This window comes from Pseudomonas sp. LH21, assembly GCF_036549575.1.
Lineage (GTDB): Bacteria > Pseudomonadota > Gammaproteobacteria > Pseudomonadales > Pseudomonadaceae > Aquipseudomonas > Aquipseudomonas peradeniyensis.
The window spans coordinates 1,349,508-1,363,767 of the sequence record NZ_CP144367.1; the positions used below are offsets into that span (position 1 = coordinate 1,349,508).

Annotated in this window: 18 protein-coding genes; 15 read left to right on the forward strand and 3 right to left on the reverse strand. The window is 65.5% G+C overall.

Going from position 1 to position 14,260, the window contains the following annotated elements:
- Positions 1-13: 13 nt before the first annotated feature.
- The 11 genes from VUG52_RS06325 (at position 14) to recX (ending at position 8,909) form a co-directional block, all read left to right on the forward strand.
- Positions 14-523 (forward strand): phage major tail tube protein, encoded by a 510-nt coding sequence (locus VUG52_RS06325; RefSeq protein WP_325926421.1) that lies wholly within the window; start codon positions 14-16, stop codon positions 521-523.
- 12 nt (positions 524-535) lie between these two features.
- Positions 536-838: a phage tail assembly protein gene (locus VUG52_RS06330; RefSeq protein ID WP_028690637.1), complete on the forward strand. Its 303-nt coding sequence runs from the start codon at positions 536-538 to the stop codon at positions 836-838.
- Positions 839-963: 125 nt separating this feature from the next.
- Entirely contained in the window at positions 964-3,258 is a 2,295-nt protein-coding gene (locus VUG52_RS06335; protein WP_331832590.1) for a hypothetical protein, read from the forward strand.
- Positions 3,259-3,267: 9 nt separating this feature from the next.
- Positions 3,268-4,113 (forward strand): phage tail protein, encoded by an 846-nt coding sequence (locus VUG52_RS06340; protein WP_331832591.1) that lies wholly within the window; start codon positions 3,268-3,270, stop codon positions 4,111-4,113.
- The gene (locus tag VUG52_RS06345) at positions 4,088-4,294 is read left to right on the forward strand and encodes a tail protein X (RefSeq protein ID WP_331832592.1); all 207 of its coding nucleotides are present in this window, start codon (positions 4,088-4,090) and stop codon (positions 4,292-4,294) included. Before VUG52_RS06340 ends, VUG52_RS06345 begins: the two co-directional genes overlap by 26 nt.
- A 115-nt stretch (positions 4,295-4,409) precedes the next feature.
- A complete protein-coding gene (locus VUG52_RS06350) occupies positions 4,410-5,444 on the forward strand; it encodes a phage late control D family protein (protein WP_331832593.1) in 1,035 nt (344 codons plus the stop codon).
- A 217-nt stretch (positions 5,445-5,661) separates the two neighbouring features.
- On the forward strand, positions 5,662-6,213 hold the full coding sequence (locus VUG52_RS06355; protein ID WP_050704450.1) for a glycoside hydrolase family 19 protein: 552 nt from the start codon (positions 5,662-5,664) through the stop codon (positions 6,211-6,213).
- Positions 6,210-6,707 (forward strand): lysis system i-spanin subunit Rz, encoded by a 498-nt coding sequence (locus VUG52_RS06360; protein WP_371263129.1) that lies wholly within the window; start codon positions 6,210-6,212, stop codon positions 6,705-6,707. Before VUG52_RS06355 ends, VUG52_RS06360 begins: the two co-directional genes overlap by 4 nt.
- 59 nt (positions 6,708-6,766) lie before the next feature.
- Positions 6,767-7,249: a CinA family protein gene (locus tag VUG52_RS06365; protein ID WP_050704451.1), complete on the forward strand. Its 483-nt coding sequence runs from the start codon at positions 6,767-6,769 to the stop codon at positions 7,247-7,249.
- A gap of 104 nt (positions 7,250-7,353) precedes the next feature.
- Positions 7,354-8,430, forward strand: a complete 1,077-nt coding sequence (gene recA, locus VUG52_RS06370) for a recombinase RecA (protein ID WP_028690616.1) — start codon at positions 7,354-7,356, stop codon at positions 8,428-8,430.
- An 8-nt stretch (positions 8,431-8,438) separates the two neighbouring features.
- Positions 8,439-8,909 carry a recombination regulator RecX gene (gene recX / locus VUG52_RS06375; RefSeq protein WP_028690615.1) on the forward strand — a complete coding sequence of 157 codons (471 nt, stop codon included), beginning with the start codon at positions 8,439-8,441 and terminating at the stop codon, positions 8,907-8,909.
- 52 nt (positions 8,910-8,961) lie between these two features.
- Here the strand turns inward: recX and VUG52_RS06380 are convergent, their stop codons facing one another.
- Entirely contained in the window at positions 8,962-10,080 is a 1,119-nt protein-coding gene (locus VUG52_RS06380) for an LOG family protein (protein ID WP_050704452.1), read from the reverse strand.
- Positions 10,081-10,384: 304 nt separating this feature from the next.
- On the opposite strand from VUG52_RS06380, the gene VUG52_RS06385 reads away from it, so the two are divergent.
- Positions 10,385-10,591 carry a hypothetical protein gene (locus VUG52_RS06385; protein WP_050704453.1) on the forward strand — a complete coding sequence of 69 codons (207 nt, stop codon included), beginning with the start codon at positions 10,385-10,387 and terminating at the stop codon, positions 10,589-10,591.
- Between the two features lies 1 nt (position 10,592).
- On the opposite strand, the gene VUG52_RS06390 is transcribed toward VUG52_RS06385, so the two are convergent.
- Positions 10,593-11,012 carry a quorum-sensing-regulated virulence factor family protein gene (locus tag VUG52_RS06390; RefSeq protein WP_028690612.1) on the reverse strand — a complete coding sequence of 140 codons (420 nt, stop codon included), beginning with the start codon at positions 11,010-11,012 and terminating at the stop codon, positions 10,593-10,595.
- A 214-nt stretch (positions 11,013-11,226) separates the two neighbouring features.
- Between VUG52_RS06390 and VUG52_RS06395 the strand changes: the two genes are divergently transcribed.
- From VUG52_RS06395 to VUG52_RS06405, 3 genes are all read left to right on the forward strand, one after another.
- Entirely contained in the window at positions 11,227-11,937 is a 711-nt protein-coding gene (locus VUG52_RS06395) for a tRNA-uridine aminocarboxypropyltransferase (protein ID WP_262951523.1), read from the forward strand.
- 257 nt (positions 11,938-12,194) lie between these two features.
- A complete protein-coding gene (gene erdR / locus VUG52_RS06400) occupies positions 12,195-12,845 on the forward strand; it encodes a response regulator transcription factor ErdR (RefSeq protein WP_028690610.1) in 651 nt (216 codons plus the stop codon).
- A 77-nt stretch (positions 12,846-12,922) separates the two neighbouring features.
- Positions 12,923-13,288, forward strand: coding sequence for a diacylglycerol kinase (locus VUG52_RS06405; RefSeq protein ID WP_028690609.1), 366 nt, complete (start codon positions 12,923-12,925; stop codon positions 13,286-13,288).
- A gap of 4 nt (positions 13,289-13,292) precedes the next feature.
- On the opposite strand, the gene finR is transcribed toward VUG52_RS06405, so the two are convergent.
- Positions 13,293-14,219, reverse strand: a complete 927-nt coding sequence (finR, locus tag VUG52_RS06410; protein ID WP_050704456.1) for a LysR family transcriptional regulator FinR — start codon at positions 14,217-14,219, stop codon at positions 13,293-13,295.
- Positions 14,220-14,260: the final 41 nt, after the last annotated feature.

Genomic DNA, 14,260 nt, shown 5'->3' on the forward strand with positions numbered 1-14,260 from the left:
GGAGCGCATCCACATGGCAATGATTCCCGAAACACTGGCCAACCTGAACCTGTTCGTCGATGGCGTCAGCTTCCAGGGCGACGTGCCCAGCCTGACCCTGCCCAAGCTCACCCTGAAGATGGAAGAGCACCGCCCCGGCGGCATGGACATGCCGGTCGAGATGGACCAGGGCATGGAGAAGCAGGAAGCCGCCTTCACCACCACCGGCGTGCGCCGCGAGTCGCTGAAGTTCTTCGGCCTGGCCGACGGCACCGCCTTCAACGGCACCTTCCGCGGCGCCTTCAAGGGCCTGAAGGGCAAGATCAACCCGGTCATCGTCACCCTGCGCGGCTCGCTGAAAGAGATCGACATGGGCGACTGGAAGTCCGGTGACAAGGCCGAGATCAAGCACAGCGTCGCCGTCACCTACTACAAGCTCGAAGTCGATGGCCGCCAGGTCTACGAAATCGACGCCCTGGGCATGAAGCGGGTGATCGACGGCGTTGACCAACTGGCCGCCCAGCGCGCCGCCCTGGGTCTTTAAGGAGAACACTCGATGGCTCAAGCAAAGAAACTGCCGCAATGGCTAACCGTCGACGCCGAGCGTGTGACCGTGCGCCTGTCGCGCCCCAGCGAGGCCAACGGTGTGCAGGTCGACAGCCTGTCGCTGCGCGCACCGACCGTGCGTGACATCCGCAATGCCCAGGCCGGTGGCGTGGGCGATGACGAGCAGCGCGAACTGAACCTGTTCGCCTCGCTCGCCGAAGTTGGCGTCAAGGACCTCGAGGGCCTGGCTCTGAAGGACTACAGCCGCCTGCAGACTGGCTATTTTCGCCTGGTGCAGGACGACGAGGTTTGACCCTGCCCGGCAGAAGGCCGCCGCCAGGCGGCTGGCCAAGGAGCTGAACTTTTCCGCCAGCGAAATCATGACCATGTCGTACTGCGACATGGTCTGGTGGCTGGCGGAGTGACAAGGAGCAAGCCATGGCGAACACACAGGTGTTCACCCTCGGCGTCACCAGCGACCAGGCATTGGGCAGGACCGTCGACAGCTTGCGTGGCCAGGTCGAGCGCCTGCGCAGGCAAGCGGACGGTACCCGGCTCGGGCGGTTGATCGGCGAGGTCATCCGCCTGGGGCTCGAGCTGGACAAGGTGGGCCAGGCCGAAAGGCAGCTGGATAACGACCAGGCATGGACACATGAGGCGCAGATCGACCGATTGCGCCGTGAGGGGAACGAGGTCGAGCGCTTGCGCAGGCTTTACCTGTCACTTGGGCGCAAGCCGCTGGAACTGCGTGCGATGGTGGTGGCCTCGAGCGCGGCCGCCGTCAAGGAGTCACCAGCCCCTACGTTGGAGCAGCGCAAGGCGGCCTTGCTGGAGGGGACGAGCCCCGCGCCACGGCCGGCCCGGGGTGATCCGCCCGAGGCGCGCAGCGCGGAGCAGGGGCGTGTGCCTCTGGAATCGGCGAATGCGGGTTTGGCGGTGCTCAAGGCTGGAGCGGTCGGTGCCGGTACTGTCGCTGTAGCCGCTGGCACTGCCTGGGGAGCACGTTCGTATTATCAAAGCCGAACGCCCGAAAGACAAAGCGAGATCACCAAGGGACTGAAGGAGAATGGTGGCAAGGCTGCCGCTAAAGGCCTCACCAAGCTTGGCTTGGTCATGCTCAAGGACAAGGGCGAGGACAAGGCCGAGGCTGCAGGCGCAGCGCTTGGAGGCGTACTCGGCAACCTGGGAGCGGAGCTCTTGGGCGGCCTGACCAAGAACAAGCAGATCCAGAAGTACGGCGGTGAGATCGGCGAGATGATCGGCGAAGGTGTCGGCGGATTTTTCGGCAAGAAAGTCTTCGGCTGGTTCTCCGATACGCCCGCCGCCAACGATGCCCCAGGCAAGGACAAGGCTGCAGCTGACGCTTCAGCTCAACGGTCTGTCGATGCACCCGAGGGGACCGCCACGCCGCCAGGCGCGGCCCAAAACGCCGCACCCGAGAGCGCTGCAGCAACGCAAGAACGCCCCCCCGAAGGCCCCGCCAATGGCGCTCGGGAGATCATGAAGGGCGGATTGATCGCGGCAGGCGCACTGGGCGGTACCGCGTTTGCCGCCTGGGGCGCGCGGACCTACCAAGGGCAATCTCCCGAGCGACGCAGCGAGATCACCAGCGGTCTCAGGGAGAACGGTGGCAAGGCCGCCGCCAAGGGCGCTACCAAGCTTGGACTGGCCGTGCTCAAGGACAAGAGCGAGGACCAGGCCGAGGCGGTAGGCGCCGCTTTCGGCAGTGTGCTGGGGAGCCTTGGGGCGGAGCTGCTCGGAGGCGTGACCAAGAGCAAGCGGATCCAGAAGTACGGCGGTGAGATCGGCGAAATGATCGGTGAAGGTCTTGGCGGCTTGGCTGGCAAGACGCTCCATGGATTGTTCTCCGACAAGCCCGCCGCCAACGACGCTCCTGCCGACAAGGCCAAGACTTCCGCGACTGCCGCTCGCATGCCGAAAGCGGGTGACGATGCCGAGGAGCCGGAGGAAGAGGAGGAGGAAGAAGAGGTCGACGAAGCCGAGGACGAGGCGGCCTTCTTCGAGGGGCAGGAGGCTGTTCCGGACAGCCCGTCAGCCGCCGCATCGGCAGCCAGCGCTATCGGGCTCGCCGGTACTGCGGTCACGGGCCAGGTGGGTAGGGCGGTGGCCGGCAATGCCGGCGCCTCGGTGGCAAGGCGAGTGTTCAGGCGCATTCCTGGTGCCAACTTGCTCGACACCGGCCTGCAACTTGCCGAGACCTACAGCAGCGATGCCACCCCCGAGCAGAAACTCGAGGGTTATGGCACCGCCGTCGGAGGCCTGGGAGGCGGCCTGGCCGGTGCTGCGGCAGGTGCCGCCATCGGGTCGGTGGTACCGGTGATCGGCACCGCGATCGGTGGCCTGATCGGTGGCGTGCTGGGCAGCATGGGAGGTGAAAGCATCGGAGGCTGGCTGGGCAAGGCGCTGGGTTCGGGCAAGGAAGAGCCCGCCGCCAAGCCGGGCCTGGGTGAGGCGGCGCGGGCAATGGATAGCCCTGCACCACAGCCGCCGGCACCTGCACCACCGGTAGCGGCGGCCACGCCAGCGGTCCCCCCCGCGCCGATCAACCAGCAGTTCACCTTCACCGCCAACATGCCGGTCACGTTCAGCAACAGTCTCGATGACCCTTCGGTGTTGCAACAGCTGGAGGCCATCGCCCGTCGTCAGCTCGAGGAACTCATGCGCCAGGCCCGTTCCGCGCAGTTGGCCGATGCCCCACATATCGCACTTTAAGGAGGATCCATGACCTATCTGGAGCAGCTGCAAGCCACGCTGCACGCCCTGGTCAAGGCGGGAGAGGCAGGGCGTCGGCGTGCCGATGCCATGCTCGATCCGATGAACGACGCGATCGTCCATATACAGGGCGCGGTGGGTGAGCTGGAAGGTTTGCCGGTGGTCGGCCCGATCATCGGGGCCAAGCTGCAGCGCACCATGCGCGCGATCACCAATGCCCAGGCCCGGGTTGCCAAGGTGGTGGCCAAGTACGACCAGGCGGTGGCGGTGGTGCGTCAGGTGCGCGATCGCATCGACGGCTTCGCCGCTCATGCCGCCAAGGCCGGTGCGGCGATTCGCCGTGTGGTGGGGGAGGTGCGCTCGACCGTCAATGGCGTGCTGTCGACACTGGGTTTCGCGCCCGAGGCGACGCCGGTCGCCGAAGCGGTCAAGCCGTTCCCGCACTTGCTGGTGCTGCAACCGCTCAAGGCGGGCGCGGCGCCGTACTACTTCAACCTCGATACCGCCGCCTTCGACCAATTGCGCCGGCAGACACGTTTTCGCTGGGCCGGGCAGGAGCGCCTGAGCCGCGAGAGCGCCCAGCAGGCGGTCAGCCTGGGCGAGGAGAGCATCAACATCCGTGGCGCGATCTTCCCCGGCTTCAAGGGCGGCCTCGGTCAGTTGCAGACGCTGCGCAGCATCGGCCGCCAGCTGCTGCCGCTGTCGTTGACCACCGGCTACGGCGAGGTGCTCGGCACCTGGTGCCTGACCAGCATTGAGGAAGAGCAGAGCGTCCTGCTGGCTGGCGGCATTCCGCGCAAACAAGGGTTTTCACTGGAGTTCGTGAGCTATGGCCAAGACTTGCACAACGTCTGAGGGTGACCTGCTCGATACCCTCTGCCAGCACTATTACGGCCATCTGGCCGGCACGGTCGAGGCCGTGCTGGATGCCAACCAGGGCCTGGCGGACGAGGCGCAGCCGTTTCGCGCCGGGGTGAGGATCCTGTTGCCGGAACTGTCGATGGCGACCAGCACCAGCCTGCAGTTGTGGGATTGACCACTCACCTTTCCTGAACTGCACGTGGGAGCGGGCTTGCCCCGCGATGGCGCCGTCGCGGGGCAAGCCCGTTCCCACGCCGTCCTCGCTACATCAACACAGCGGAGCCCCAACCATGCAACCTCAATTTCGCATCATCGCGGACGGCCATGACATCACCACGCTGCTTAACGACCGCCTGTTGCTGTTACGCACCACTGATAAACCTGGCCTGGAATCCGACGAGTTTGAGCTGCGCCTCGATGCCCGCGACGGCGCCCTGGCCTTGCCAGCCAGGGGCGCAGTGCTCGAGGTGCACCTGGGTTACGCCGGGCAGCCGTTGAGCCGCCTTGGCCGTTACACGGTGGACGAGGTCGAGCTATCCGGCCCGCCGGACACCCTGGTGATCCGCGGCAAGGCCAGCGACCTGCGCGGCAGCGGCAAGACCATCCGCAGCGGCAGCTGGGAGAACGCGACGCTGCAGCGCATCGTCGCCGAGATCGGTGCCCGCAATGGCTGGCAGGCGGTGTGCCCGGTGGCCGTGCAGGTGCCGCGGGTCGACCAGTACAGCGAGTCGGACTTCAACTTCATCACCCGCCTGGCACGCCTGCACGACTGCACCGCCAAGCTCGCCAACGGCCAGTTGCTGGTGTTGCCGCGCCAGGGTGGCCAGAGCGCCAGCGGCAAGCCCCTGGGGGTGATCGGCATTGCCCGCAGCGACGTCAGCCAGTGGCAGTTTCGCCTGGCTGACAAGAGTACCCACAAGGCCGTCAAAACTCGCCACCAGGACAGCGCCAGCGGGCGCCTGCAGGCGGTGGAGCTGGTCAATGGCGATGCTCCGGACGGCTTGCAGCCGGTCTACACCGACCGCCACCTGTATCCCAACCGTGCGGCGGCGGAACAGGCCGCCCGCGCCCGCCTGGCCAGCTTCAACCGTGATACCGCCAGCGTACGCCTGGACATGCCCGGGCGCACCGACCTGTTTGCCGAGCGCGCCATCGATGTCCAGGGCTTTCTGACCGGGCTGGATGGGCACTACCTGATCGAGTCGGTCGAGCAGGTGTTCACCAGCAGCGGCTGGCGCACCACCGTGCAGTGCAACGGCGGCCGCCAGGGCAAGGCCAAGGCCAAGGGTTCCGCGCCTCGGCGGGCGGGTTCGCTCAAGGCCTGAGACAGGACGGTGAGGGTTTCCCGATGCCTGCCGGCGGTGGCGCTCCCTATAGTCGCTGTCAGCCGGCCGCATCACCCTGTTTCCGAGCTCCAGATCAGGTGCGGCGCTCGCCACACCTTGAATCCTGTGAAAGCCAAGCGCTTCGAGCCATCGCCCATGAGCGAGCCACAGGCGGCACCGGCCGCCTTTCGATCAGACCGCAATGGAGAATGCACCGATGCCGCTCACTGAACAGCAACTCAAGCAGATCTACCCGCTCGCCGGCCAACGCGTCGCCGCCTTCCTGCCGGCGCTGAACACGGCCATGGCCAACTGGGAGATCGACCACCCCAAGCGTATTGCCGCGTTCCTGGCCCAGGTCGGCCATGAGTCCGGCCAACTGCGTTACGTCAAGGAGCTGGGCAACGACCGCTACCTGGCTCGTTATGACACCGGCAGCCTGGCCCTGCGCCTGGGCAACACCCCCGAAGCCGACGGTGACGGCCAGCGCTATTGCGGCCGTGGCCTGATCCAGGTGACCGGACGCAACAACTACCAGGCCTGCAGCCGTGCGCTGTTCGGCGACGAACGCCTGCTGGCGCAACCGCAGATGCTCGAACAGCCGCGCTGGGCCTGCGAATCGGCGGCCTGGTTCTGGCACTCGCGCGGACTCAACGCCTTGGCCGACCAGGGCGAGTTCAACCGCATCACCCGGCATATCAATGGCGGCCTGAACGGCTTGTCGGAGCGCCTCGAACTTTGGGCGCGGGCGCGGGAGGTGCTGTGCTGAACCGCCTGCAACTGGCGCTGTGCCTTGGGCTGATGGCGTTGTCCGCGGCGCTGGCCTGGCAGCTGCAGGGGTGGCGCCTCGGGCGTCAGCTGGCCGAGCAGGAACAGGCGCTGGTGCAGCAGCGCCTGGAGCAGGCCGAGGCGCTGCACGGCCTGCTGCTCGCCGAACGCGAGCAGCGCCAGGGCCTCGAACAACGCCTGCACGACAGTGAAACGAAGCATTTCCAGGAGCTGACCGATGCCCAACAGACTCAGGCTCGCCTGCGTGACCGCCTTGCTACTGCCGATCTGCGCCTGTCGGTCCTGGTCGAGCGCGACACCGCCTGTGCCCCAGTGCCTGCCGCCGCCGGCGCCGGCGGCGTGGATCATGGTCCCGTACGCGCCCGACTTGACCCGGCGCATGCTCGACGAATTGTCGCCATCACCGACGACGGCGACCGTGGACTGATCGCCTTGCGGGCGTGCCAGGCCTATATCCGCGCGCTGTCGCCCTGAGCGCTTGCCAGCAGGGGCGGGAGTGGTAGGGTAGGGCGCAGTCTTGCCAGGAGCTAGCCATGGACCCGATCACCGTACTCTCCACCCGCCTGGGTGAACACCTGCGGCGCTTCAACGCCCAGGTGACCACCGCCGAGTCCTGCACCGGCGGTGGCATCGCCGAGGCGATCACCCGCATCCCCGGCAGCTCGGCCTGGTTCGAGGCAGGCTACGTCACCTATTCCAATGCCCAGAAAACCCGCCAGTTGGGCGTTCCCGAGGCGTTGTTCGCCCAGGTGGGGGCGGTCAGCCAGGAAGTGGTCGAGGCCATGGTGCGGGGCGCCCAGGCCGCCAGCGGAGCACGCTTCGCGGTGGCGGTCAGTGGCGTGGCCGGGCCAGACGGCGGTTCGCCGGCCAAGCCGGTGGGCACGGTGTGGCTGGCCTGGGCCGACGGAACCCACGTGAGCAGCGAGCGCCGGCACTTCGACGGCGACCGCGAAGCGGTGCGCCGACAGACGGTGATCGCCGCGTTAGACGGCTTGTTACAGCTTGGCGCGGAGTAAATCGCCCGACGGGGGTTTGCGGAAACGAATCGCTGTGGAATAATACTGGCTACTTATACAGTTATTCCGGCCGTCAGGGCCACGTCGAACACGTGAGGATTTCAATGGACGACAACAAGAAGCGCGCCTTGGCTGCGGCCCTGGGTCAAATCGAACGCCAATTCGGCAAGGGCGCGGTCATGCGCATGGGCGACCACGAGCGCCAGGCCATCCCTGCCATTTCCACCGGTTCCCTGGGCCTGGACATCGCCCTGGGCATCGGCGGCCTGCCGAAAGGCCGTATCGTCGAGATCTACGGCCCGGAATCCTCGGGTAAAACCACGCTGACCCTGTCGGTCATCGCCGAAGCCCAGAAGAACGGCGCCACCTGCGCCTTCGTCGACGCCGAGCACGCCCTCGACCCTGAATACGCCGGCAAGCTGGGCGTCAACGTCGACGACCTGCTGGTCTCGCAGCCGGACACCGGCGAGCAGGCCCTGGAAATCACCGACATGCTGGTGCGCTCCAACGCCGTCGACGTGATCATCGTCGACTCCGTGGCCGCCCTGGTACCGAAGGCCGAGATCGAAGGCGAGATGGGCGACATGCACGTCGGCCTGCAGGCCCGCCTGATGTCCCAGGCCCTGCGCAAGATCACCGGTAACATCAAGAACGCCAACTGCCTGGTCATCTTCATCAACCAGATCCGCATGAAGATCGGCGTGATGTTCGGCAGCCCGGAAACCACCACCGGTGGTAACGCCCTGAAGTTCTACGCCTCGGTGCGCCTGGACATCCGCCGTACCGGCGCGGTCAAGGAAGGCGACGAAGTGGTTGGTAGCGAAACCCGCGTCAAGATCGTCAAGAACAAGGTTTCGCCACCGTTCCGTCAGGCCGAGTTCCAGATCCTCTACGGCAAGGGCATCTACCGTAACGGCGAGATCATCGACCTGGGTGTGTCCCAAGGCCTGGTGGAAAAATCCGGTGCCTGGTACAGCTACCAGGGCAACAAGATCGGTCAGGGCAAGGCCAACGCCGCCAAGTACCTGCAAGAGAACCCGGCCATTGGCAGCGAGATCGAGAAGCAGATTCGCGACAAGCTGCTGACCGCTGGTGCCGCCGCCGCTGCAGCAGCTGCCGCCAAGGCCGGTGCAGCCGAAGCCGATGCCGACGACCTGGCTGACGCCGACGCCGGTTATTGATTGGCCCAATGTCCGTCGTACTCGACACCCCCGTCGCCGTTCGGCGGACAGCCATGGACCTGCTCGCACGCCGCGAGCATGGTCGCGTCGAGCTGACGCGCAAGCTGCGTCAGCGTGGCGCACCGGACGAGCTGATCGAGCCTGCGCTCGATCGGCTGGCCGAAGAAGGGCTGCTTAGTGAAGCCCGCTATCTGGAAAGCTTCATCCGCTACCGGTCCAGTGCCGGCTACGGCCCCGCGCGAATTCGCGAGGAGCTCGGCCAGCGCGGCTTGAACCGTGGCGATATCGACCAGGCCCTGCGCGACAGCGAAGTGGACTGGGCGACGCAATTGCGCGATGTCTGGCAGCGCAAGTTCGCCGGGCAACGCCCGCAAGACCCACGCAGCCGGGCGCAACAGACGCGCTTTCTCGCCTACCGTGGTTTCCCCATGGACATGATCGGCCGGCTGCTCAGCGGTCGCGACCTCGACGATTATTGATGCCCTGTACGGCTGACGCCCATGCGTGTCAGCCGTACAGGGCATTTTGCGTTCAGCTGACCCGCAAGGCTTCCCGGGCGCGCTGGGTGGTGTGCATCGGCTGGGGTTTGGCCCAGTTCTCCGGCAGGTTGATGAAGTCCACCAGTTCGCGCAAGCGGCCCTGGTCGCGGCCGTTGAAGGCGAAGGTCAGGCGCGTCAGGTGACTGAAATTGCCTTCCTCGTGCTCGGCGCCGCTGTCTGGCTGCTGGTGGTACCTGCCGCTCAGGCGCAGGTCGGCGAAGCCTTCCTCCACATCATGCAGGGCCGCCTCGCTCAAGGGGTGGTGCATGCGGATCACGAACTGGCTCTTCAGCCAGCGGCTGGAGTGGTAGTTGCTGTAGAACTGGTTGATCTCCTCGACCGCCTCGTCGGCGCTGTGCACCAGGCGTACCAGCTTGAGGTCGCTGGGCAGGATGTAGCGGTTCTCTTCGAGCTGGCGGCTGATGAAGGTCAGGGCGTCCTGCCAGAAACTGCCGCCGGGCGAGTCGAGCAGCACCACCGGCACCAACGGGCTCTTGCCGGTCTGGATCAGCGTCAGTACCTCCAGCGCCTCGTCGAGGGTGCCGAAACCGCCGGGGCAGAGCACCAGCGCGTCGGCTTCTTTGACGAAGAACAGCTTGCGGATGAAGAAGAAATGGAACGGCAGCAGCTTGTCGGTGCCATTGACCGTGGCATTGGCGTGCTGTTCGAACGGCAAGGTGATGTTGAAGCCCAGGCTGTGGTCGGTGCCGGCTCCTTCATGGGCGGCGGCCATGATGCCGCCACCGGCGCCGGTGATGACCATCAAGTCCGAACGCGCCAGCGTTGCGCCCAACTCCCGGGCAAGCGCGTACATGGGGTGTTCCATTGGTGTGCGTGCCGAGCCAAACACGGTGACCTTGCGTCTCCCCTTGTAGCGCTCGAGGGTGCGGAAGGAGTGGTCGAGCTCGCGCAGGGCCTGCAGGGTGATCTTGGCGTTCCAGCGGTTGCGGTCGTCGTGGGCCATGCGCAGCACGGTCAGCAGCATGTCGCGGTACAGCGGCAGGTTGGGACTGTTCGGCGCGACCAGTTGCAGTTGCTCGTCGATCTTGCTCAGGTCGATGCCGTTGTCCCTGAAATGGTTGAACAGCAGCTCGTTCGATTGGTAAGGCATTCAACGTCTCCTTCTGCAGCAAAACCTCTGACCGGGTCGATGGCGTGTCCCGGCCGCGACACTGCGTGTGTCGCTGGCTGCTGTGGCTCGAGTGTGCCCCCCGAGCGTTGCAGTAGGCCTTCAAGGCCATGTTGCAGTGGCAATTCCATCGCGTTGTCGTTGTTATGGGTACTCGTTATCAATCTAGACGCTGGCGCGGCTTCGTGCCGCCACAGGCGCGCACTACCGCCGGTCAGGCGAAAACCAGTGCTGGCGGGACTTTGGTTAACTGGGGGGCAGTAGGGCGATACAGCGAGGTGGCGGTATGCACCGGCTGGTGATCGAGGTGGATGGGCAACTGTTGCAGTTGCTCGAGTACGAGGCCAAGGCTCATCACCTGAGCCTTGAGGGGGAGTGCCTGCGCCGGCTGCAGGGAGCCGAGGCGCATTCGCGTTATCTGCAGGCCCTGCTGGCCGAATTGCGCGCCGATGATGAGCAGCGGCGCGCCAGAAACAGCGATCAGTTGGCCTGAATCACTTCTTCTTGTTGCCGGCCGCACAGCTGGCGGCGTCGAAGGCTTGGTCCATGACCGGCTGGTTGGTCTTGTAGACAGTGAAGCGATAGACCATCACGGCGCCCTTGGACATCAGCTGGCGGTAGCCGTTGTTGCGGCACACGCTGTCACCCAGCTGGCTGCGAACCTGCGCGGGATTGGCCTGCATGCGCTGGGCGTGCTCCTGGCGTACGCTCAGGTGGTTGACCAGTGCCTTGCCTTCGACGGTGTAGCCCTGGTCGAGGATGTCCTCGTTGATGGCCCGCGGGGTGCCGACGCTGCTTTCCTTGGCGACCTTCTGCAGCATCTGGTTCAGCTCGTACTCCTGCTTGGACGCAGCTTGGGCGGCCAGGGGCAGGGCGAGCAGCAGGCTCAGGGTCGGGACGATAAGACGCAGCATGGATCTCTCCTGGTTCGATGACTGGCGCTTTGACCAGCGCCTACGGGCGGCGTTCCATGAAAGCGCAGGGATTCCAGGCCGCCAGAACCTGCGATTATAAAGGAGCGGCGCCGCTGGCTGCACGGCAAATGACATGAGCTCTGGTAGACTGGGCGCCTTGTTTTCATCGAGTCGTCGCCGTGCCCCTCCCACTTCCCTGCCAAGGCCTGCTGCCATGAGCCACGCGGTAGCGCGCCTGCGCGCCGAGCGCCTGGCGCGCAGCATCAAACCCTTTGTCGCCCGAGGCTCGCGCGCCGAGCGCTGCCCGGATTGCCGGGTGATTGCCACGCACTGCCTGTGCGCCTGGAAACCCCGGGTGCCGGCCGAGGCCGGCATGTGCCTGCTGATGCATGACACCGAGCCATTGAAGCCGACCAACACCGGCTGGCTGATCGCCGACGTGATCGAGGACACCTCGGCCTTCGGCTGGTTGCGCACGTCGGTGGACGAGGGGCTGCTGGCGCTGCTGGACGATCCCCGTTGGCAGCCCTACATCGTATTTCCGGGCGAGTTCGTCAAGGAAGAGCGGGTGGTCAGTGAGGTCGTGCGCGAGCCGGGCAAGCGCCCGTTGTTCATCCTGCTCGACGCCACCTGGACCGAGGCGCGCAAGATGTTCCGCAAGAGTCCTTACCTCGACCGTTTCCCGGTGCTGAGCCTGCAACCCGAGCAGATGTCACGCTATCGCCTGCGCCGTTCCAAGCGTGATGACCACTTCTGCACCGCCGAAGTGGCCGCCATGTGCCTGGAACTGGCCGGCGACGGCCAGGCTTCGCAGGCCCTGGACGCCTACCTGGACGTCTTCAGCCTGCACTACCTGAGTGGCAAGCGGCGCCTGCCGCTGGACGAGCAGGACGAGGTCCACCAGCGTTTGCATACCTTCCTATAGTCCAAGGGGCAGGTGCCACGGATTGGTTCATACTGTCGGGGCTGGCAGCCAGGGTAGGCGGGTTCGACCGGGCAATTGGCTTGACCACCCGGGGCGTGCTCGGCATCCTTGGCGCCGCTTCGGGCACGACGAAGCTGCTGTTACCCCGGACTTCGCCGTGCCATCCCGGCCGGCGGCCCTGCCGTTCGCGCCATGAGTTGCCCGCCAGGCGTCTCCCGTATCCCCTGCGCCTGGCACAGAACAGGATCCATAGATCGATGGCCACATACGAAATCCTGATTGCCGATGACCACCCGCTGTTTCGCAGCGCACTGCGCCAGGCCGTTACCCTCGGCTTGGGCCCGGACGTGCGCCTGGTCGAGGTGGCGAGCATCGCCGAACTGGAAACCAGCCTCACCGAGAAAGCCGACTGGGACCTGGTCCTGCTGGACCTGAACATGCCCGGCGCCTATGGCTTCTCCGGCCTGGTCCTGCTGCGCGGCCAGTACCCGCAGATCCCGGTGGTGATGGTCTCGGCCCAGGAAGAGGCAGCCGTCGTGGTCAAGTCCCGCGAATTCGGCGCCAGCGGCTTCATTCCCAAGTCCAGCGAGCTCAGCAAGATCCAGGAAGCTGTGCGCAACGTGCTCGATGGCGATGTCTGGTGGCCGCCGCAGGCATTCGACAAGGTTGATGTGTCGGCCGAGGCCAAGGCCGCCAGCGAAGGCCTGGCCAGCCTCACCCCGCAGCAGTTCCGCGTGCTGACCATGGTCTGCGAAGGGCTGCTGAACAAGCAGATCGCCTATGAGCTGAACGTTTCCGAGGCGACCATCAAGGCCCACGTGACGGCGATCTTCCGCAAGCTGGGGGTGCGCACGCGGACCCAGGCGGCGTTGCTGCTGCAACAACTTGAATCGGTTTCGGCCAGCTAAGTACCCGTGCATTCACGCTTTTTTGACTCAGGCTGGACTAGCCTTCGGGCCTTTCTCCGGTGAAGTGACGGACACACATGTCGCCATTCAAAGGCCAGACCGGCCTCAAACGTATCGTCAACGCCGCCAGCTATTCGCTGGACGGCCTGCGCACCGCCTTCAAGGGCGAGGCCGCCTTCCGGCAGCTGGTGCTGCTCAACGTGGTGCTGGTGCCGCTGGCCTTCTGGCTGCCTGTCAGCCGCGGTGAGCGGGCAATCCTCATTGCCGTGTGCCTGCTGGGGCTGATCGTCGAATTGCTCAATTCGGCGGTAGAGGCGGCCATCGACCGCATCTCCCTCGATCGCCACCCGCTGTCGAAGAACGCCAAGGACATGGGCAGCGCCGCGCAATTGGTGGCCATGAGCATGGTCGCGGTGGTCTGGGGCGTGATCCTGCTCGGTTGAGCCTTCAGGCGATCGGTGGCAGCACGATCTCGTCACTGCGCCGAACGCCGGCGGTGAAGCTGCGGCACAGCTCGAGGAACTCGCGCATGGCCGAGGTCTGGTACTTCTGCTTGTGCCAGATGAAGTAGAACTGCCGCGCCAGGTCCAGGGTCGGGGTTTCCACCGGCACCAGGCTGCCGCGGCGGAAGGCGTCGCGCAGGGCCAGGCGCGAGATGCAGCCGATGCCAAGGCCCGACTCCACGGCGCGCTTGATCGCCTCGGTATGTTCCAGTTCCAGGCGGATGTTGAGGTTGGCGCGGTGATGGCGCATGGCCTGGTCGAAGGTCAGGCGCGTGCCCGAGCCCTGCTCGCGAAGGATCCAGGCTTCATGGGACAACTGCTCGATACTGGCATGGCCGGCCTTCGCCAGGGGATGCTGGGGCGCGCAGAACACCACCAGTTCATCCTCCACCCAGGGCTGAACCTCGAGATCGGGGTGGTTGCAGTCACCTTCGATTAGACCCAGGTCAATTTCATAGTGGGCGACCTGTTGCACGATATGCGCGGTGTTCTGCACGTGCAGCTTGACCTGGCTCTCCGGGTGCACCTGCATGAAGCTGCCGATCAGCAGGGTGGCCAGGTAGTTACCGATGGTCAGCGTGGCGCCGACGGCCAGCGAGCCGAACCCCGACTTGCCGTTGAGCAGGTCCTCGATCTCCTTGGCCTGGTCGAGCAGGGCCACGGCCTGGGGCAGCAGTTGATGGCCCAGGGCATTGAGGCTCAGGCGCTTGCCGGCGCGGTCGAACAACTGGCAGCTCGATTGGCGCTCCAGTTCGGTGATCGAGGTGCTGGCGGCCGATTGCGACAAGGCCAGCACGCCGGCGGCCCGGGACACGCTCTGGTGCTGGGCGACGGCGACGAAAACCTGGAGCTGACGGAGTGTGAATCGCATATCTATATAACCGATAACACATATCTTGATAATTCAGTTAA

Bases quoted from the DNA above. Each gene is read 5' to 3' on its own strand.
- VUG52_RS06325 (WP_325926421.1), top strand. From the start codon at position 14: ATGGCAATGATTCCCGAAACACTGGCCAACCTGAACCTGTTCGTCGAT.
- VUG52_RS06330 (WP_028690637.1), top strand. From the start codon at position 536: ATGGCTCAAGCAAAGAAACTGCCGCAATGGCTAACCGTCGACGCCGAG.
- VUG52_RS06335 (WP_331832590.1), top strand. From the start codon at position 964: ATGGCGAACACACAGGTGTTCACCCTCGGCGTCACCAGCGACCAGGCA.
- VUG52_RS06340 (WP_331832591.1), top strand. From the start codon at position 3,268: ATGACCTATCTGGAGCAGCTGCAAGCCACGCTGCACGCCCTGGTCAAG.
- VUG52_RS06345 (WP_331832592.1), top strand. From the start codon at position 4,088: ATGGCCAAGACTTGCACAACGTCTGAGGGTGACCTGCTCGATACCCTC.
- VUG52_RS06350 (WP_331832593.1), top strand. From the start codon at position 4,410: ATGCAACCTCAATTTCGCATCATCGCGGACGGCCATGACATCACCACG.
- VUG52_RS06355 (WP_050704450.1), top strand. From the start codon at position 5,662: ATGCCGCTCACTGAACAGCAACTCAAGCAGATCTACCCGCTCGCCGGC.
- VUG52_RS06365 (WP_050704451.1), top strand. From the start codon at position 6,767: ATGGACCCGATCACCGTACTCTCCACCCGCCTGGGTGAACACCTGCGG.
- recA (WP_028690616.1), top strand. From the start codon at position 7,354: ATGGACGACAACAAGAAGCGCGCCTTGGCTGCGGCCCTGGGTCAAATC.
- recX (WP_028690615.1), top strand. From the start codon at position 8,439: ATGTCCGTCGTACTCGACACCCCCGTCGCCGTTCGGCGGACAGCCATG.
- VUG52_RS06380 (WP_050704452.1), bottom strand. From the start codon at position 10,080: ATGCCTTACCAATCGAACGAGCTGCTGTTCAACCATTTCAGGGACAAC.
- VUG52_RS06385 (WP_050704453.1), top strand. From the start codon at position 10,385: ATGCACCGGCTGGTGATCGAGGTGGATGGGCAACTGTTGCAGTTGCTC.
- VUG52_RS06390 (WP_028690612.1), bottom strand. From the start codon at position 11,012: ATGCTGCGTCTTATCGTCCCGACCCTGAGCCTGCTGCTCGCCCTGCCC.
- VUG52_RS06395 (WP_262951523.1), top strand. From the start codon at position 11,227: ATGAGCCACGCGGTAGCGCGCCTGCGCGCCGAGCGCCTGGCGCGCAGC.
- erdR (WP_028690610.1), top strand. From the start codon at position 12,195: ATGGCCACATACGAAATCCTGATTGCCGATGACCACCCGCTGTTTCGC.
- VUG52_RS06405 (WP_028690609.1), top strand. From the start codon at position 12,923: ATGTCGCCATTCAAAGGCCAGACCGGCCTCAAACGTATCGTCAACGCC.
- finR (WP_050704456.1), bottom strand. From the start codon at position 14,219: ATGCGATTCACACTCCGTCAGCTCCAGGTTTTCGTCGCCGTCGCCCAG.